Annotated in this window: 17 protein-coding genes; 8 read left to right on the plus strand and 9 right to left on the minus strand. The window is 62.5% G+C overall.

From position 1 onward, the window contains the following. Nucleotides 1-127: 127 nt before the first annotated feature. A complete protein-coding gene (gene adh, locus G455_RS0116750) occupies nucleotides 128-1,648 on the plus strand; it encodes an aldehyde dehydrogenase (protein WP_028094746.1) in 1,521 nt (506 codons plus the stop codon). 72 nt (nucleotides 1,649-1,720) lie between these two features. On the opposite strand, the gene G455_RS0116755 is transcribed toward adh, so the two are convergent. From G455_RS0116755 to parA, 3 genes are all read right to left on the minus strand, one after another. Beyond that, complete coding sequence (locus G455_RS0116755) at nucleotides 1,721-2,128, minus strand: universal stress protein (RefSeq protein ID WP_028094747.1); 408 nt, start codon at nucleotides 2,126-2,128, stop codon at nucleotides 1,721-1,723. Nucleotides 2,129-2,334: 206 nt separating this feature from the next. Continuing rightward, nucleotides 2,335-2,655 (minus strand): antibiotic biosynthesis monooxygenase family protein, encoded by a 321-nt coding sequence (locus G455_RS0116760; RefSeq protein ID WP_028094748.1) that lies wholly within the window; start codon nucleotides 2,653-2,655, stop codon nucleotides 2,335-2,337. Nucleotides 2,656-2,692: 37 nt separating this feature from the next. Continuing rightward, on the minus strand, nucleotides 2,693-3,328 hold the full coding sequence (parA, locus tag G455_RS0116765; protein ID WP_028094749.1) for a ParA family partition ATPase: 636 nt from the start codon (nucleotides 3,326-3,328) through the stop codon (nucleotides 2,693-2,695). A 150-nt stretch (nucleotides 3,329-3,478) separates the two neighbouring features. Between parA and G455_RS0116770 the strand changes: the two genes are divergently transcribed. Together G455_RS0116770 and G455_RS0116775 are read left to right on the plus strand one after the other, a co-directional pair. Then, nucleotides 3,479-4,153: a hypothetical protein gene (locus tag G455_RS0116770; RefSeq protein ID WP_051312586.1), complete on the plus strand. Its 675-nt coding sequence runs from the start codon at nucleotides 3,479-3,481 to the stop codon at nucleotides 4,151-4,153. 126 nt (nucleotides 4,154-4,279) lie between these two features. Continuing rightward, nucleotides 4,280-4,774 carry a HugZ family pyridoxamine 5'-phosphate oxidase gene (locus tag G455_RS0116775; RefSeq protein WP_028094751.1) on the plus strand — a complete coding sequence of 165 codons (495 nt, stop codon included), beginning with the start codon at nucleotides 4,280-4,282 and terminating at the stop codon, nucleotides 4,772-4,774. Here the strand turns inward: G455_RS0116775 and G455_RS0116780 are convergent. Beyond that, on the minus strand, nucleotides 4,771-7,056 hold the full coding sequence (locus G455_RS0116780; RefSeq protein WP_028094752.1) for a glycosyl hydrolase family 28-related protein: 2,286 nt from the start codon (nucleotides 7,054-7,056) through the stop codon (nucleotides 4,771-4,773). The two genes, G455_RS0116775 and G455_RS0116780, sit on opposite strands and share 4 nt — an antisense overlap. 189 nt (nucleotides 7,057-7,245) lie before the next feature. Continuing rightward, nucleotides 7,246-8,820: a lysine--tRNA ligase gene (locus G455_RS0116785; RefSeq protein WP_028094753.1), complete on the minus strand. Its 1,575-nt coding sequence runs from the start codon at nucleotides 8,818-8,820 to the stop codon at nucleotides 7,246-7,248. A gap of 175 nt (nucleotides 8,821-8,995) precedes the next feature. Between G455_RS0116785 and G455_RS0116790 the strand changes: the two genes are divergently transcribed. Further along, on the plus strand, nucleotides 8,996-9,364 hold the full coding sequence (locus G455_RS0116790) for a tellurite resistance TerB family protein (RefSeq protein WP_051312591.1): 369 nt from the start codon (nucleotides 8,996-8,998) through the stop codon (nucleotides 9,362-9,364). 19 nt (nucleotides 9,365-9,383) lie between these two features. Here the strand turns inward: G455_RS0116790 and dacB are convergent, their stop codons facing one another. The 3 genes from dacB to G455_RS0116805 form a co-directional block, all read right to left on the minus strand. Further along, a complete protein-coding gene (dacB, locus tag G455_RS0116795) occupies nucleotides 9,384-10,877 on the minus strand; it encodes a D-alanyl-D-alanine carboxypeptidase/D-alanyl-D-alanine endopeptidase (protein WP_028094755.1) in 1,494 nt (497 codons plus the stop codon). 117 nt (nucleotides 10,878-10,994) lie between these two features. Next, nucleotides 10,995-11,588, minus strand: a complete 594-nt coding sequence (locus G455_RS0116800) for a nicotinate-nucleotide adenylyltransferase (RefSeq protein ID WP_028094756.1) — start codon at nucleotides 11,586-11,588, stop codon at nucleotides 10,995-10,997. 72 nt (nucleotides 11,589-11,660) lie between these two features. Beyond that, nucleotides 11,661-12,482: a siderophore-interacting protein gene (locus G455_RS0116805; RefSeq protein WP_035366928.1), complete on the minus strand. Its 822-nt coding sequence runs from the start codon at nucleotides 12,480-12,482 to the stop codon at nucleotides 11,661-11,663. 200 nt (nucleotides 12,483-12,682) lie between these two features. Between G455_RS0116805 and ettA the strand changes: the two genes are divergently transcribed. From ettA to G455_RS24470, 3 genes are all read left to right on the plus strand, one after another. After that, on the plus strand, nucleotides 12,683-14,338 hold the full coding sequence (gene ettA, locus G455_RS0116810; protein ID WP_028094758.1) for an energy-dependent translational throttle protein EttA: 1,656 nt from the start codon (nucleotides 12,683-12,685) through the stop codon (nucleotides 14,336-14,338). Next, a complete protein-coding gene (locus G455_RS25715) occupies nucleotides 14,335-15,156 on the plus strand; it encodes a GIY-YIG nuclease family protein (RefSeq protein WP_051312587.1) in 822 nt (273 codons plus the stop codon). The genes ettA and G455_RS25715 overlap by 4 nt, the downstream gene beginning before the upstream one ends. A 167-nt stretch (nucleotides 15,157-15,323) precedes the next feature. Then, complete coding sequence (locus G455_RS24470; RefSeq protein ID WP_051312588.1) at nucleotides 15,324-16,013, plus strand: hypothetical protein; 690 nt, start codon at nucleotides 15,324-15,326, stop codon at nucleotides 16,011-16,013. A 55-nt stretch (nucleotides 16,014-16,068) separates the two neighbouring features. Here the strand turns inward: G455_RS24470 and trxC are convergent, their stop codons facing one another. Beyond that, nucleotides 16,069-16,494, minus strand: a complete 426-nt coding sequence (gene trxC, locus G455_RS0116825) for a thioredoxin TrxC (protein ID WP_028094759.1) — start codon at nucleotides 16,492-16,494, stop codon at nucleotides 16,069-16,071. 177 nt (nucleotides 16,495-16,671) lie between these two features. Between trxC and G455_RS0116830 the strand changes: the two genes are divergently transcribed. Beyond that, a complete protein-coding gene (locus G455_RS0116830) occupies nucleotides 16,672-17,235 on the plus strand; it encodes a L,D-transpeptidase (RefSeq protein ID WP_028094760.1) in 564 nt (187 codons plus the stop codon). Nucleotides 17,236-17,282 lie beyond the last annotated feature (47 nt).

The raw sequence follows: 17,282 nt of genomic DNA on the forward strand, positions 1-17,282 counted from the left end.
CGACTGTCTCAGTTCTGAGACAGGACACCGCAACCGCCCTTTCCGGCCTGGCTGACAAACCCCGTCGCTCGCCCCAGTCTTTCCCTGACGCCCGCATGGAGGATGTGGGCGCACAGGAGGACGATCAATGAATGAGATGACCCAGGTGGAAGGCCGCTATGCCTCTCCCTTCAAGACCCGCTATGACAACTTCATCGGAGGCACCTTCGTGGCCCCGGTCAACGGGCAGTATTTCGATAACATCACCCCGATCACCGGGGCCAAGGTGTGTGAAGTGGCCCGCTCCGACGCCGCCGATATCGAGCTGGCGCTGGACGCCGCCCATGCCGCCAAGGAGGCCTGGGGCAAGACCTCGGCCGCTGAACGGTCGAACACCCTGCTGAAGATCGCCGATCGGATCGAGGAAAACCTCGAACTGATCGCCCAGGCAGAGACCTGGGACAACGGCAAGCCGATCCGCGAGACGATGGCCGCCGACATTCCCCTTGCTGTCGACCACTTCCGCTATTTCGCCGGCGTGCTGCGCAGTCAGGAAGGCACCATGTCGGAGATCGACGCCGACACCGTCGCCTATCACTTCCACGAACCCCTCGGCGTGGTCGGCCAGATCATTCCCTGGAACTTCTCGATCCTGATGGCGGCCTGGAAACTGGCCCCGGCACTGGCTGCCGGCAACTGCATCGTGCTGAAGCCCGCCGAACAGACCCCGGCGGCGATCATGGTGCTGATGGAATGCATCGCCGATCTGCTGCCGGCAGGCGTTCTGAACATCGTCAACGGCTATGGCGCCGAAGTCGGCGCGCCGCTGGCCCGCTCGCCCCGCATCGCCAAGATCGCCTTTACCGGCTCCACCGCGACCGGACGCAAGATCATGGAAGCGGCCACCGTGAACCTGATCCCGATCACGCTGGAACTGGGCGGCAAATCGCCGAACATCTTCTTCTCGGACGTGATGGCGCAGGATGATGCCTTCCTCGACAAGGCGGTCGAGGGCTTCGTTCTTTTCGCCTTCAACCAGGGCGAAGTGTGCACCTGCCCGTCGCGCGCTCTGATCCAGGAAGACATCTATGAAGAGTTCATCGCCCGCTGCATCGCCCGGGTGAAGGCGATCAAGCAAGGTGACCCGCGCGACATCGAAACCATGGTCGGCGCCCAGGCCAGCCAGGAACAGCAGGACAAGATCATGTCCTATCTGACCATCGGTGTCGAAGAAGGCGCCGAGGTGCTGGTCGGCGGTGACGCGGCGCGGTTCAATGGCGATATCGCGAACGGATTCTACATCCAACCGACGATCCTGAAGGGCCACAACAAGATGCGCGTCTTCCAGGAAGAAATCTTCGGGCCAGTTGTCTCTGTCACCACCTTCAAGGACGAGGCCGAGGCGCTGGCGATCGCCAATGACACCATGTACGGGCTGGGCGCCGGGGTCTGGACCCGCGACGGCACCCGCGCCTATCGCTTCGGCCGCGAGATCGAGGCCGGTCGCGTCTGGGTGAACAACTATCACGCCTATCCGGCCCATGCGGCCTTCGGCGGCTACAAGCAGTCCGGCATCGGGCGCGAAACCCACAAGATGATGCTCGATCACTACCAGCAGACCAAGAACATGCTGGTCAGCTACAACCCCAACAAGCTGGGGTTCTTCTGAGGCACGGAACCCCCTCCTGAAGTGCTTCGGAAATCAGGGGCGCGCCGCGATGCGCGCCCCTTCTGCCTTGCTTCAGCGCACCACATGCACCGCACAACGGGCATGGCGCACCACCTGCGCCGCGGTCGATCCCAGCAGCAAATCCTGCACCCCCGGCCGGTGCGAAGCGATGATGATCAGATCGGGCTCATTGGTCTCGGCCCATTCCAGGATCGACCGCCCGGAATGCCCCTCGATCACAACCCCCGTCGCATCGGGCAGCTTTGCCGCCATCGCATCCAATTCGTCCTGCAGCGCCTGACGCGCCGCGATCAGATAATCCGTCGGCATGTAGGAGATCGCATAGGAGGGCACATGCTCCATCACATGCAACAGCGTCACCTTGCCACCTGGCGTCCCCAAAAGCTCCGCCAATTTAAGCGGCGCGCTGATATCGCGCTCCGCGTCGAAGGCGATCGGAATTAGAATATTGTGATACATCGGGACCCTCCTCTTTCGATCCGTGCCACTGTGCCGCGACAGCCGGTGCCATGGCCTTGATCCATATCAGCCCGGCGTGATCACGAGACGGGATCACAGAGCCAGGCCACCGAGGCACAGCTTATCCCGCGCCCCCCAAAAGGGAATGACTTTTTCAAGCCCCACCCCGGCAGGGCGTCTTGCGTCACCTCCCCCACCCCGCACCCCTATCCGAACGTCGCCGCGACCTCGTACATCACCGGCTCAAAACTCTTGCACAGGTCGTTGATCGCCCGGTTGCGCTGCCGCATCTCCGGTGTGCGCAACATCGCCTGGAAATCCTCTCGCCGCGCCCATTGGGAATAATTGGCAATCCGGGTCTGCGCATCGTTCACATGCAACCCCGCCGCGATAAACCCGGGCTGTTTCGAGATGAACTCAGCATAGGCCTCGGTCAGCGCCTCCAGCAGATCCTGGCAGGTGCCCGGGGTGGTCTCGAAGGTGGTCAAAACGGTCTGCAGACCGGTCTCCGTGGCAATCGTCGGCATCGGCTCCTCCTCCTGATGCGGGATTGCTTTCAGAGTATCACAACTGATCGAGGATCGCCTGCACTTCCGCAACCAGCGCCGTCACCTCGGCATGGGCCGGTCCCTTCGGCGCCTCCAGCGCGGCGCGCCCCTGCCCCAGGGTCTCGGCATAAACCACCCGGTTGGCAAGCGAGGCCTCGGCAACCTCCGCCTCCAGCTCCCGCGCCTTCTCCGCCACTTCAGCCGCCAGCCGGGTGCCGGGGCGATTGCGCGTCATCACGATCTGCGCCGGCTTGCGTTCCCGCCCGGCGAGATACAGCACCACCTCAACCGCCCAGAGATCGAGATGCGAGGTCGCCACCGGCACCAGCACCAGATCGGACGCCCGCAACGCCGGGCGCAGATCGCTGTCGGCCTTGGGCGGCGTGTCGATGATCACGATGTCATGGGCATCGGCGAGCTTGCGCACCTCATAGGTGACCCCCCAGGCCGAGGCGGTCGAGAAGTCGATATCCGGTTCCCCGCCCTGCGCTTCCAGCCGCGCCATGAACCAGCGCCCGGCGCTGCCCTGCGGATCGGTGTCCATCAGCGCCACGGATTTGCCCGCCTTGGCAAAGCCCACCGCCAGATTGACCGCCAGAGTGGTCTTTCCCGAGCCGCCCTTCTGCTGCGCGACAGTAATCACATATCCCATACCGACCCCCGCGATAATGCCGCATCGCAGCTTAATCGGCTCCCTTGGGAGCGCAATGGAAATCGACCCCGAGGCAAAATCGGCACGGAACGATCAAAGTAAATAGTTCATTAACCATCCTCCCGCAGGCTCGAACCGAAGGAGCCCGCGATGCGCTACCTGATTTGGTTGATGAGTATCTGGTTGATCGCCTGTCCGGCGCGCCCCGCCAGCGCCGGGGCCTGGCTGCGCGACGAGGGAACCGGCTTTCTGTCATCAGGGGCAATCCTGCGACACGGTGACCCGCAGGCGGCGCACGAACTTTCGCTCTATGGTGAATACGGGATTGCGCCCCGGCTGACCCTCGGCCTCGATCTCAATGAGCGGCCCGGGTACTCCGGCCATGCGGTCGCCTTCGCGCGCCTGCCGCTGAGCCGGCCTGCGGCGCGCAACACCTTCGCTCTAGAAACAGCACTGGGCGGCCACCACTGGCTGGACGACTGGTCGCCGATGTACCGCATCACCCTCTCCGCCGGACGCGGGTTCACCACCAGCCAGGGGGCGAATGGCTGGATCGCGCTCGACGCCAGCTATGAACGCCGGCTCGGCAATAGCGACCCCGCCTACAAGCTCGACGGCACTATCGGCCTGTCGGGGCCCGCGCGGCTTCGCCCGATCCTGCAGGTGGAAACCTCCTACAGCCCAGGGCAGCCGTTCTTCTGGGCAGTCATTCCGGGCCTGCTGATCGAAACCAAGGGCAACCGCAACTGGCATGTCGGCATCGAACGTAAATCCGCCGGCCAAGACACTCTCGGGATCAAATTCGGCCTCTGGCAACTGTTCTGACTCCCCCGGCTCTCACCCCTCACCGCCAAGGCCGGCCTGGAACCGCCACCCTGCCTTTTTCTGGCTGTAAATAGCCCGGGGGGCGGGGGGCTGGCCCCCCGCCGGCGCCAGCGCTAGAGAGATCCCATGGCCGAAAAAACCGATCCGATCCGCCCCACCGATGACGAAGCCCGCACGCTCGCCCACGATCTGCTGACCGGCGCCCGGTCAGCCGCGCTCGCGGTGGTCCTGCCCGGGGGGGCGCCAATGGTAACGCGGGTGGCTTTCGGCCTCTCGCCCGAAGGGGCACCGCTGACCCTGGTTTCAAGCCTCGCAGCCCATACCGCAGCACTCCAGACCAACCCCGCCTGTTCGCTGCTCATAGGAGAGCCCGGGGCGAAGGGGGATCCGCTGACCCATCCGCGGCTGACCCTGCAAGCCCACGCCAACTTCATCGCCCATGAGGACCCCGGCTATGGGAAAATGGCCGCGCATTACCTGCGCGACCACCCCAAGGCCAAGCTCTACATCGGCTTTTCCGACTTCAGCTTTGCCCTTTTCTCCGTCAGCCAAGGCCTGCTGAATGGCGGCTTCGGCCGGGCCTTCCGCCTGACACCCGCCGACCTGGGCCTGCCGAACTAGGTGTCGATGCGGATGTTCACCGCCACCTCGCCGCGAACCTCCTGCGACCAGAGCAGCCTGACCTTGTCCTGATTGCCGCCCTGCTGCAGCAGCACATAGGGCATCTCGAAAACCCCCACCCCGCCGCTGGCCCGGATGTGATCCAGCGCCACGATCCCATCGACACCGCGCGCCTGGCCTCCGAACGGCAGCTCTCCCGCCGGGTCAATCGTCCAGGTGCCCGCGAAGGTCGACTGATCGTGCCGCACCCTGAGCGGGTTCGCCACCTGAGCACTCACCGAATGATAAGTATTGCCCTGGAATGTCACGTTCTTGGTCTTGCTGAAATCCAGATCGGCAAAGGTGGTGTCCACCCGTTCCACCCGGTCGATGGCACCGTTGATGGCACGAAACACATTCCCGGTCACCGTCACCGCGTTCAGGTAATGGCCACTACCATAGGGTTTCACCACGAAATAACTGAACCAGTCCGCGACATTGCCCGACAGACAGATGTTGTTGGTAATGCTCATCGCGCTGAACGAGAACCCGCTGCTGTAATCCGGCGCCGGATCCAGCTCATTGGTCCATTCGATGTGGCAATTGTCGATGTAATTCCCGGTCACCGTCGCGCTGCAATAGGTCTGGGCAAAGATGATCCCAGCCGAACGCACCCCATCGGTTTCGCTGTCGCCCTGAAAAAAGTGATTGCCGATCACCATGCTGTTGTTGCCAGCGAGAAAGGCGAAATGGCGAAATTTCTCGGCCCGGTTATTGCGCAGCTTCACATCGTTGGCATTGGCGTTCAGGGCGATGGAACTGCGATCCTCCACGCTCTTCGACGCCTCGGAAGACAGGAACTGGCAGCGGTCGATCAGCATCCCCTGGCAGCCATTGCCGATCGAGGTGATGCCGCGGTCCTTGGGCCGGGTGATGAAACAGTCACGCAGGTGAAAGGTCGATCCACTGGGGGCCAGTCGGATGCCGCTGCAGACCCCCTCGCACTGGAACTCGATATCCGAGATCGCGAACTTGCTGAAGCTCTCGAAACCGCTGAAATCCAGCATGTACTTGAAGGTGCGGAAAGTAAAAGTCCGGGTGCCGGCTGCCCCGTAAAGCGCACCACTCAGGGTCAATTCCTGCGCGCCGATCTTCTTGTCGGTCACATAGACCTCGCGGCCGACACCATTGCGTTCGACCAGAGCACCGATGGGGATATTGGCCACATTGGTGACATTGGTCAGCTTCTTGGCCACCCCCGGACTATAGGTCGCCTGAGAGGTTACAACCTCAGTCTCCCAGGCAGCCCCCTCCACCGCCTCGAACTGGCCGTTGCGGATCACCCGGCGGGTGGAATAGCTGGTCTTGTTCGGCACCGCCGCCGCCATGTCGATCGGTCCGGTGACGGAAATCTTGCGCCCGCCCAGATCCAGACTTTCGTGATCGGCATTGTTCAATAGCGCCTGAAACGCCTTTCTGAACGCCAGCTCCTCATTCCCGAAAGCCTCGATGTAATGCGGCAGATCGAACCCCTTGGTCAGCAGCAGCATCTTGTCATCGGGCATGGTGACCGTACCTTCAAACAGCACCTCCGCGCCCATCGTCACGCTGTCGGCCAGATAATAGTTTCCTTCCGGCACGAAGACCCGGCGACCATCGGCAATGGCATCCGCCGCATCGAAGGCGGCACTGTCGTCAGTGGTGCCATCCCCCAACGCGCCGAAGTCGCGCACATCCACCTGCCCCAACATGTCGCGCAGAAAGACGTTGGTGATATCGACGATCTCGATATCGTCGATGCGCACAATGCCGCCATTGGCCCCGGTCAGATCCAGACCGAAATGGCCGAATTCCGGCTGCATCCCCCAAACCATATCGACCCCACCACGATTGCCGGTGCCGACAATCGCGCTCAGTTCGACAATCTCTCCATAGGTGGTCAGCGTGACCTCCGCCGCCGCCTCGGTCAGCCCGCCGACATGGACATCACTGCCATAGCCCGCCCAGCCGGCGATCCGGACCGAAGGCAGGTTGCCACTGATCGCCTTGAGCCGCACGGAGATCTGCAGATAGACGCCGGGCTCTATCGGGGTTCGCCCCATATAGCGCAGCTTCTGGGTGGCATCGGTCTTTTGCAGCTCAAAACAACCGCCGAAATCCTGATCCGCCGCCACATAGGCCGCATTGAGCGCCCCGTCATAGGTATCCGAGCCAGAGGTTCCGTCCCCACTCGACCAGACATCCAGCCCGTCGGCGAAAGGGGTCGGCATCAGGACCAGACCCTCGGTGATTGCCACGTTCATCGAAATCCCTTTCCCAGATCCGCCAATGTCCGGGATCGCCGCCCGAACGCCGGCGAAAGGGATAGGCAGGCCGGGTTAACAGCGGCTCAGACCTGCGCGCGCCCGGGTTAACAACGAGCGTAGCAAAAAAAGAAAAGCGCGCCGGCCCTTCAGCCGACGCGCGTCTAACTCTCAGGGATTTCGCTGGCCTCAGGCCAATTCGCCCGCCAGTGCCTTGTCGATCAGCGCGATGGTCTCCTGCACGCCGTAAAGCGCGATGAAGCCCCCGAAGCGCGGCCCTTGGCTGGCGCCCAGCAGCACCTCGTACAGCGCCTTGAACCAGTCGCGCAGCGGATCGAAACGGTCGCGGCCCACGTCATAGACCACCGCTTGCAGCGCCTCGTCCTCGACCGCGCCGTCATAGCCTGCCAATGCGTCGCGCAGCAGCACCAGCGCCTCGCGCTCGGCCTCGGTCGGGGCGCGATAGACCCGGTGCGGCTTGACGAAATCGTTGAAGTAGCGCACCGCGAAGCCCGCCGCCTGATCCAGATCGGGATGGGTTTCGGCCGAAGCTTCCGGCGCATAGCGGTTGATGAACCCCCAAAGCTGGGCCTTGTCCTCGGCCCCGGAGACCGAAGCCAGGTTCAAGAGCATCCCGAACGGCACCACCAAGGTCGACGCCGGAACATTCCCGTTGTGGATGTGATAGACCGGGTTGTTCAATTGCGCCTTGACGTCCTGCCCCGGATAGGCGCGCAGTTGCTGGTGATATTCGTCCACCGCCTTCGGGATCACATCGAAATACAGCCGCTTGGCGGTCTTCGGCTTGAGATACATGAAGTAGGACAGCGATTCGGTCGAGGCATAGGTCAGCCATTCGTCGATCGAAATCCCGTTGCCCGAACTCTTCGAGATCTTCTGTCCCTTGTCGTCCAGGAACAGCTCATAGGTGAAATGCTCCGGCGCCGGCGCGCTGAGCGCGCGGCAGATGCCGTCATAGATCGGGGTATTGGTCGAGTGGTCCTTGCCGTACATCTCGAAATCGACACCCAACGCCGCCCAGCGGGCACCGAAGTCGGGTTTCCACTGCAGCTTGACCTGACCGCCGGTAATCGGCAGCGTCCATTCCTTACCCTCGTCATCGTCGAAGGTGATGGTGCCGTCCTTGGCATTCACCTCCTTCATCGGGACATAGAGCACCCGTCCGGTCTCCGGATGGATCGGCAGGAAGATCGAATAGGTCTGGCGCCGTTCCTCGCGCAGCGACTTCAGCATGATCTTCATGATGTCGTCATACCGTTCGGCGGCCAGCAACAGCGTCTGATCGAACTGGCCGGACTTGTAGAACTCGGTGGCCGAATAGAATTCATACTCGAACCCGAAGGTATCGAGGAACCGGCGCAGCATGGCGTTGTTGTGATGACCGAAGCTCTCGAATTCGCCGAAAGGATCGGGCACGCTGGTCAGCGGCTTTTGCAGATGCTCGCGCAGCATTTCCTGATTGGGCACATTACCCGGAACCTTGCGCATCCCGTCCATGTCGTCGGAAAAGCAGATCAACCGGGTGGGAATGTCGGAAATCACCTCAAAGGCGCGGCGGATCATCGTGGTGCGCAGAACTTCGCCGAAGGTGCCGATATGCGGCAGACCCGAGGGGCCATAGCCGGTTTCGAACAGCACATAGCCCTTCTCGGGCGGCTTCTTTTCATAGCGTTTGAGGACCCGGCGCGCTTCTTCAAAAGGCCAGGCTTTCGACTCCAGGGCGGCTTCGCGCAGATGGGACATTTCAAACTCCGAAAAAGAAGGGCCGCGCACCCCGCGCGACCTGAGGCCGCTACCTATTGTGCTGGCGCTGCGGCGTCAATATTTTGAGCTGCGACGCCTTAAAAACCTGAGGAACACCCCCGTGTCGAACCCCGAACAGCATGTGCTCAGCGCCCAGGACTGCCTTATCGCGCTGATGGTCGCCGTTTCCGCCTCTGACGAAAACATCCGAACCGCGGAACTGGTCAAGATCCAATCCGCCGTAAACCATCTGCCAGTCTTCGCCGATTACGACATCGACCGGATCAAGCAGATCTCGCAAACCGTGTTCGACCTGCTCGAACAAGAGGACGGGCTGGATGCGCTATTCGGCCTGATTCGCGGCGACCTGCCGGAACGGCTGTTCGAAACCGCCTATGCGCTGGCCTGCGATGTGGCCGCCGCTGACGGCACCCTAGCCGAACCCGAGCTGCGCTTGCTGGAAGAAATCCGCTATGAGCTGAATATCGACCGGCTTCATGCCGCCGCCATCGAACGCGGCGCCCGCGCCCGTCACCTGACCTGATCAAAGCCCCGGCGCGGCCTCAGCTATAGGCCGCGCTCCAATGCTCTATCAGCCTTTGCTGCAATTGCTTGGCCTTGCGGTTCCAGGCGCGGGCTCCCTTCGGGATATCCCCCTCAGCTCCCTTTGAGCGCGCCCGTTTCCCAGGGTCGGAGGCGAAGATGGCAAAGGCCAGTTCAGTGCCGTTGGGCGCAGTCAGAAACCCGCCCAACCCGGACACGAAATTCAGCGTCCCGGTCTTTGCATCCACCTTGATCGGATGTTTCTTGACCACGCGCCCCTTGGCGTCGCGCATCGGAAAGGGCTTCAACAACGGGCGCAGCGTGCCAGTCCGGCGCACTTGCACCAACGCGGTAACAAGATCCCCTGCCGTCATGCGAGAGGCATCGCCCAAGCCCGAATGATCCACCATCCGGGTGTGGCGCATTCCCAGATTGGCCGCCGCCCAACCATTCATCGCCGCCGCCGAATCCCTCAGATTTTCCGGCCTCTGCCCGCTGCTCGCGCTGGCGGTCATGCCCACCATCTCGGCGGTCAGATTGTTCGAATACTTCAGCATGTCGTGCAGAATCTCGTGCAGCGGCTCGCTGTCATGGCTGACCAGAACCGTACCGCCGGGCAGGTTGCGGGTAACATCGGCCGGTTTCAAGGTGATCCCATATGCGGCGGCCATGGTGCGGAAGACATCACCAGCATATTCGGCCGGCCGCCGCACCGGCAACCAGCGCGACCCCTCCTTCCCCAAGGCGCCGCTCGCCACGGTCCAATCGTCGATCCCCTTGCGATCGGCATAGGTATAGATCGGCACCGCCCGGTTCACGACCCGCATCCGGGCCATGGCCACCTCGGGGCGATAGCGATCGCTGCGCGCATCCATCGCCACCGCATAACCCTTGGCGCCCTGTGCCCACTGGAAATGCACCCGGTTGAAATTCAGCGCGATGCCCGACACTGCGGGACTATAGCCCAGATGTTCGTGCTGAGTTTCGTCGATGCTGTGGACATAGGGCAAGGCACCGTCATAGACGAGAAACCGCCCGCGCACCTCGCGCAAACCTTTCTGTTTCAGCTCTGCCGCCAGGGCCGCAAGGTCATTGGTGTCGAGCGTCGGGTCTCCTCCCCCCGCCAGCACCAGGTCGCCTTTCAGAACCCCGCCCTCCACCGGCCCCGTGCCGATCAGCCGGGTCCGGAACCGATAGCCCGGCCCCAGCCGGTCCAGCGCGTAAAGCGTCGTCAGAATTTTCGCCACACTCGCCGGCGGCAAGGCGTCCTGATCCTGCACGGCCTCCAGCGGGCGCCCCGATCTCACATCGGCCACCGCACAGACCACCTCGCCCGGCAACCCGAAACGGGCGATCACGCCTTTTGCGCCACCGACCGCCCGGGTGGCAATTTCGCCACCGCGCAAATGCGGCCGTACCGACACTGCCGGCGCCCCCGCCATGGCCGCGCCCGGCGCGGTCATCGCCGCTGCCAGCAATCCCAGCGCCCGGCGCCGCGAAACCCCATCATTCATTGCAAGATCACGCTGTAAAATCCGGTTTCCAACGTGTCCATAAAATCGCAGCTTTCCGCGCCGAACAAGACGAAGATCGCAAAATTCGCACCACACCGCCTGTCTGTAGCAGAAGGATCAACCAGCTCCCTCGCGGATCTGGGTCGAGCTGATATCCAGCATCGGCACATTGACGAAACACCAGGCCGGAGCCCCGGCCCGCCCCAGAAGATGGCTCGCCCCGCCGGCGATCCGGCTGGCGCCATAAATCCGCGCCGCCGGCGACATCCGCGCCGAAATCCTGTCACCCGGTCGCGCCAGGACCCCCACCGGAACGCTATCGGCAATGTCGCGCCAATTTTGCCAGCGGTGCAATTGCGCCAGATTGTCGGCCCCCATCAGCCAGACGAACCGCACCCCCGGATAGCACGCCCGAAGCGCCGCCAGAGTATCCGCCGTCGCCCGGGTGCCCAGCCGTGCCTCGATATCGGTGACGCTGACGCGGGGATGGCGCATAATCGCCCGGGCCCGTTCCAACCGCTCGGACAAGGGCGCGGGACCGCGTGTTTTCAATGGATTGCCGGGGCTGACCAGCCACCAGACCCGATCCAGCCCGAACCGCTTCAACGCCTCAAGCGTGATATGCACGTGACCTTCATGGGGCGGATCGAAGGATCCCCCCAGCAAGCCAACAGACTGCCCGCACCCGGCGGGGGGGTAACCACATCTCATGCCCCGTCTCCTCTGGCGCGCGACCCTAAGGCGGGCACGCCAGAGGATCCAGCCGAAACCCTCGTTCCCCGATCAGCTCTGTTCGGCCCGCTTCATCTTCTGATGCTCGTCCTCGACCAGCCCGATCTTCCAATAGCCGGAGATATAGGTGTCCTTGCGATCCAACGCCTTTTCCTGATGCAGGAACCCGCGCAATGCCTTGATGACCCCGCTTTCGCCGGCAATACAGGTCTGCACCCGCCCTTCAGGCCAGGGCAGCGCCCGGATCAATTCTTCCTGCGCGGTCGACGGCTCATGCGGATCTGACTGGATCAGCCAATGCTGTTCGATTCCCTCGGGCGCGTCGATCTCCTGCCGGTCCTCCGGTACGGTGATCTCAAAGACAGCCACGCCTTTGGCATCACGCGGCATTGCCTCCAGCGCGGCGGCGGCCACCGGTAGGGCCGACATATCGGCAGCGATCAGATACCAATCGGCGTAAAAATCGCTCATCTTCACCGGGCCGGGGCCGGCCAGACCAAAGAAATCCCCCGGCTGCGCCCGCAACGCGAAAGCACTGGCCGGGCCGCCGTCGCCATGATCGACAAAGTCGATGTCCATCTCCAGCACCTCGGGCCGCCAATGGCGCACGGTATAGGTCCGTGTCACCGGCCGCTGCCCCTCGGTCAGCCGCCCGGAAAAGGCTTCCCTGCTTTCCCCCACCTCGGGCAGCAGGATCTTGCAATTCGCCCCCTCGCACCCCGGTGCCACATTGGCCAACTCCGGCGCGGTCACGGTCAGCCGGATCATGTTGGGCGTCAGCCGCCGCCGAGCCAGCACCGTGACCACGCGCGCGCCAGGGCGCTTCTGGGCTGGGCGTTTCAGATCGGGGACAGGCGGGGGCGTTGCGGGCATGACATCTCTCCTTTTGCGCGGCAAGGCGCGACGCCCTTATTTCCGATAATTTCACTCAAGATACAAGAGGCATCGCTTCTGCCGCCTCCCCGCCCGACCGGCATCCACCGATATTGCCCTTGCGATATTGCCCTTGCCCCCCAGCTTGGCTAGACACCAAGGCCAACCAACGCCCATGTCCCAAAGCCGGAGCTGACCAGATGGCCGCCTATCAATACGTCTACCACATGCAGGGTGTCTCCAAGACCTACCCAGGTGGCAAGAAATGCTTTGAGAACATTCACCTGAACTTCCTGCCCGGGGTGAAGATCGGTGTGGTCGGCGTCAACGGCGCCGGTAAATCCACCCTGATGCGCATCATGGCCGGGATCGACAAGGATTTCTCGGGCGAGGCATGGGCGGCCGAAGGCGCCAAGGTCGGCTATCTGCCGCAGGAGCCGCAGCTCGACGAAAACCTGAGCGTGCGTGAAAACGTCATGCTGGGGGTCAAGGCCAAGAAAGACATCCTCGACCGCTATAACGAACTCGCCATGAACTACTCGGACGAGACCGCGGACGAAATGGCGCGGCTTCAGGACGAGATCGACAGCCAGAACCTCTGGGATCTGGACAGCCAGGTCGACGTGTCGATGGAGGCGCTGCGCTGCCCGCCGGACGACGCCGATGTAGCCACTCTCTCGGGCGGCGAGCGCCGCCGGGTGGCGCTGTGCAAGCTGCTGCTCGAAGCGCCCGACATGCTGCTGCTCGACGAACCGACCAACCACCTCGACGCCGAGACCATCGCCTGGCTGCAACAGCACCTGATCGAGTACAAGGGCACCATTCTGATCGTCACCCACGACCGCTACTTCCTGGATGACATCACCTCCTGGATCCTCGAACTCGATCGTGGCCGCGGCATCCCCTATGAGGGCAACTATTCCGCCTGGCTGGAACAGAAGGCCAAACGGCTGGAGCATGAGGCCAAGGAAGACAAGGCCCGCCAGAAGACGCTGGAACGTGAACTCGACTGGATGCGGCAGGGCGCCAAGGCGCGTCAGGCCAAGCAGAAGGCGCGGATCAACGCCTATAACGATCTGGCCAGCCAGTCCGAACGCGAAAAGATCTCCCGCGCCCAGATCGTCATCCCCAACGGCCCGCGCCTGGGCAACAAGGTGATCGAGGTCGAACACCTGTCCAAACACATGGGTGACAAGCAGCTGATCGAGGATCTGTCCTTCAGCCTGCCGCCAGGTGGCATCGTCGGTGTCATCGGCCCCAACGGTGCCGGTAAATCGACCCTGTTCAAGATGCTGACCGGGCAGGAACAGCCCGATGCCGGCACCGTCGAATGCGGCGATACCGTGAAACTGGCCTATGTCGATCAATCCCGTGACGACCTGAACGCCGACGACACCGTGTGGGAAGCCATCTCTGGCGGCGCCGAGCTGATCGAGCTGGGCGATGCGCAGATGAACTCCCGCGCCTATTGCTCGGCCTTCAACTTCAAGGGCGGAGATCAACAGAAGAAGGTCGGTCTGCTGTCGGGTGGGGAACGCAACCGGGTCCATATGGCGCGGCTGCTGAAGGAAGGCGGCAACGTCATCCTCCTCGACGAACCGACCAACGACCTCGACGTGGAAACCCTGCGGGCGCTGGAAGACGCGCTGGTCGATTTCGCCGGCTGCGCCGTGGTGATCTCGCACGATCGTTTCTTCCTCGACCGCATCTGTACCCATATCCTCGCCTTCGAGGGCGAGGCCCATGTGGAATGGTTCGAAGGTGACTTCAGTGCCTATGAAGAGGACAAGAAGCGCCGGCTGGGACCGGACGCGCTGGAGCCCAAACGGCTGAAATACAAGAAGTTTACCAGGTGACGAAGGGCTATATCTATGCTCTGACTTCCCCCAAGACGCCACATATCAAGATCGGCATGTCTGAGCGGCTCCCACCGCTCAGACTGTCAGAAATAAACAAAAGCATCGCCTACGGCCAATTCGCGCCTTGGCACATTCACGACTTTATTCACGTCAACGATATCCGCACCTCGGAGACGTATTTTCATCGCAGCCTTCGTGAGTTTCTGGTGCGGGATATTCCCAACACCAAGGAACTGTTTCGCATCACCGCGTCGCAGGCAACTCAACTGTTTGAAGATAGCCCATCGGAGTTTTTCGTCGGGGCCGCCAAACTGCAAAGGCTGTCGCTCGACCTTGGTCTGAAGGCTTATCTCCGCCGTCTCTTCCATGTATCCGGCCTGGATCTGATGCTGGACTTGCAGGGATACTGGACACTTTCACTCTACCCCTCCACTGCCGGAGGGCGCCTGTTCACATTGAACATCGGAAAACATGAAGTCGCCTATGCCGTCGATCCTAGGGGCGAAGAGAAAACGACCTTCGTTTTGGGTGTCGACAAGCTGATCGGCCTGCGGTTGCCAAGGCATTGGGCTGACCTCATTCCATCGGGGCTTCTCTACACCAGCGCCTCGGAGAGATTGAAGATGATTAGTTTCAGGTCCTCAACCGAGAGGGCCGCCAACTATTTGGCACAAGAGGATGTCAGGCGAGCGATTGTCGCCTATTGGATGGATCATCTTATCCGCTCGAGGGAGAACGGAGCCGTCAGTTTGCACGCGCGACATCATAACTCGAACGCGGTTCGGGAAATCATGAAATCCCCCTTCACCGCCTGAACCAGCGCCTTCGCAGGGATCGCAGCAGGCGAGCTTTGATCGTCTCGAGCAATTGACCCTTGTTCGCCTGGACCAGGCACAGCCCCCCTCGTTTCAACCCATACGCGAAAAACCTTCCCAAGCTTTCCCAACTCCGGCACAGTTCCACCAATCACCGGAGCCCCCGAATGCCACGCCTTGCCCTCCTTCTCCCCTTCCTCCTCGCCGCCTGCGGCTGGGTGGACTACGACGCGCTGCCCGAAGGCCGGATCAAGGGCACCGTCTTCGTCATGTGGGTGGGGGAAGGATCGGCCACCGAGGGGGACGGGAAATTCGTCTATGTCCCCAATCCGCGCGATCCGCTGCGGCTGATCCGGGGCGGCGGGGCGTCCCCGACGGAAATCCGGCCCGAGATGATCTATACCGATGGAGGTTCGATCCCGAAACCGGCGCAGATGTTCAAGGGGTTCTCACCCTGGGGCTATGCGCCGGCCTATATGATCCACGACTGGCTGTTCGTGGCGCGCCATTGCCTGACCGACGACACCCCGACCGAAACCGAGCGCGTCATAGCCAAGATGGAATTTCACGAAAGCGCCGAGATCATCGGCGAGGCGATCAAGGCCCTGATCGCCTCGGGCCAGGTCTCGGCGAACGATGTGGCGCCGCATGTGATCGCCGGCGCCGTGGCCGGGCCGATCTCCTACAGTCGCTGGCGGGCGGAAGGGGCCTGCGCCGCCGACCGGGTCAGCGATGTGCATCGCGCCCAGGTCGAGGCCGCGATCCCAGGCGCCGGCCAACGCAAGCTGCGGGCAATGACCGACGCCAAGGGTGCACCACTGGCGCCCGCGCGGATCATCACCACCCTCAGCTTCTGACCCCCGCCCCCCCTGTCAGAAGAAGGTTGGGGACGTGTCAGGATGCAGCAGGTGCCTACACCCCGATCCAGCTCAGGATCTGGCGTTCCTGCATGGCGCCCGACTGGCGCTTCACCTCGCGCCCACCTGCGAATTCCACCATCGTCGGAATACCGCGGATGCCGTACTTCATGCCAGCGGCCTGATGATCCTCGGTATTCAGTTTCACCAGACGCGCCTTGCCCTGCAGGCTCGCCGCCGCCTTGGTGAACTCTGGCGCCATCATACGGCACGGCCCGCACCAAGGCGCCCAGAAATCCGCCACCAGCGGCAGATCGTCGTTCTTCGCCGCCTTCGCCAAGGTCTCGGGATCAACCTCGACCGCCTTCGCCGGCAGCAGCGGCGCCCCACAGGTGCCGCATTTTGCGCCCGCCAGCAGTTTTTCCTCTGGCACCCGGTTGAGTTGACCGCAGTCCAGACAGGTCAGTTTCTTGCCCGCCATGCTCGGTTCCTTTCGCAAAGCATCACATTCAACAAATCATATAGGAAGCCATTGCGGCACCACAAGCCATCCAGAAGACAGCTCCGCAGGATTGTGAGCCACTCTGCCCAGCCCATCATTGACCTCTTCCGACAAGCGGTCAAAATGGGGCTCACCCCTCAACCTGCGATGAGCTCCATGCTGACACGCCGCTCCTTTCTCACCACCGCCGCCGCTGCTGGCCTGCCGCTGATCTGGCCCGAGGTCAGCCCGGCGCAACCCCAGGATTTCGACCCGACCCCGCAATATGTGCGCATCCGGAAAGAGTTCCTGCCTGGCCAGATGCTGATCCTGCCGCGTTCTTACTATCTGTATTGGGTGACCGAACCGAAACAGGCAATCCGCTATGGTGTTGGCGTCGGCAAGGCCGGGCTGGAATTCACCGGCACCGCCACCATAGACGCCAAACGGGAATGGCCCACCTGGCGCCCGACCGACGAGATGATCGAACGCGCGCCCCACACCTATGCCCGGTTCGCCGGCAACAAATACGTCCAACCCGGCGGACCGGACAATCCGCTCGGGGCACGGGCGCTCTATCTGTTCCAGAACGGGGTCGACACCTATTTCCGCATCCATGGCACCAATCAGCCCGACAGCATCGGTCAAAGCTGGTCGAATGGCTGCATCCGGATGCTGAACGACCATGTGATCGACCTCTATCAGCGGGTGCCCCTGGGCACCGTGGTCACCGTGCTCTGACAACGCCTGACCGCTCCGGTTTCTCCCCCCGCATCCCCTGCCCGCCC

Source organism: Pseudodonghicola xiamenensis DSM 18339 (assembly GCF_000429365.1).
Lineage (GTDB): Bacteria > Pseudomonadota > Alphaproteobacteria > Rhodobacterales > Rhodobacteraceae > Pseudodonghicola > Pseudodonghicola xiamenensis.

What these genes read in the sequence shown, in the direction of transcription:
- adh (WP_028094746.1), top strand. Translation starts at nt 128, where the DNA reads ATGAATGAGATGACCCAGGTGGAAGGCCGCTATGCCTCTCCCTTCAAG.
- G455_RS0116775 (WP_028094751.1), top strand. Translation starts at nt 4,280, where the DNA reads ATGGCCGAAAAAACCGATCCGATCCGCCCCACCGATGACGAAGCCCGC.
- G455_RS0116755 (WP_028094747.1), bottom strand. Translation starts at nt 2,128, where the DNA reads ATGTATCACAATATTCTAATTCCGATCGCCTTCGACGCGGAGCGCGAT.
- ettA (WP_028094758.1), top strand. Translation starts at nt 12,683, where the DNA reads ATGGCCGCCTATCAATACGTCTACCACATGCAGGGTGTCTCCAAGACC.
- trxC (WP_028094759.1), bottom strand. Translation starts at nt 16,494, where the DNA reads ATGGCGGGCAAGAAACTGACCTGTCTGGACTGCGGTCAACTCAACCGG.
- G455_RS0116800 (WP_028094756.1), bottom strand. Translation starts at nt 11,588, where the DNA reads ATGAGATGTGGTTACCCCCCCGCCGGGTGCGGGCAGTCTGTTGGCTTG.
- parA (WP_028094749.1), bottom strand. Translation starts at nt 3,328, where the DNA reads ATGGGATATGTGATTACTGTCGCGCAGCAGAAGGGCGGCTCGGGAAAG.
- G455_RS0116760 (WP_028094748.1), bottom strand. Translation starts at nt 2,655, where the DNA reads ATGCCGACGATTGCCACGGAGACCGGTCTGCAGACCGTTTTGACCACC.
- G455_RS0116780 (WP_028094752.1), bottom strand. Translation starts at nt 7,056, where the DNA reads ATGAACGTGGCAATCACCGAGGGTCTGGTCCTGATGCCGACCCCTTTC.
- G455_RS0116790 (WP_051312591.1), top strand. Translation starts at nt 8,996, where the DNA reads ATGGTCGCCGTTTCCGCCTCTGACGAAAACATCCGAACCGCGGAACTG.
- G455_RS0116805 (WP_035366928.1), bottom strand. Translation starts at nt 12,482, where the DNA reads ATGCCCGCAACGCCCCCGCCTGTCCCCGATCTGAAACGCCCAGCCCAG.
- G455_RS0116830 (WP_028094760.1), top strand. Translation starts at nt 16,672, where the DNA reads ATGCTGACACGCCGCTCCTTTCTCACCACCGCCGCCGCTGCTGGCCTG.
- G455_RS24470 (WP_051312588.1), top strand. Translation starts at nt 15,324, where the DNA reads ATGCCACGCCTTGCCCTCCTTCTCCCCTTCCTCCTCGCCGCCTGCGGC.
- dacB (WP_028094755.1), bottom strand. Translation starts at nt 10,877, where the DNA reads ATGAATGATGGGGTTTCGCGGCGCCGGGCGCTGGGATTGCTGGCAGCG.
- G455_RS0116785 (WP_028094753.1), bottom strand. Translation starts at nt 8,820, where the DNA reads ATGTCCCATCTGCGCGAAGCCGCCCTGGAGTCGAAAGCCTGGCCTTTT.
- G455_RS0116770 (WP_051312586.1), top strand. Translation starts at nt 3,479, where the DNA reads ATGCGCTACCTGATTTGGTTGATGAGTATCTGGTTGATCGCCTGTCCG.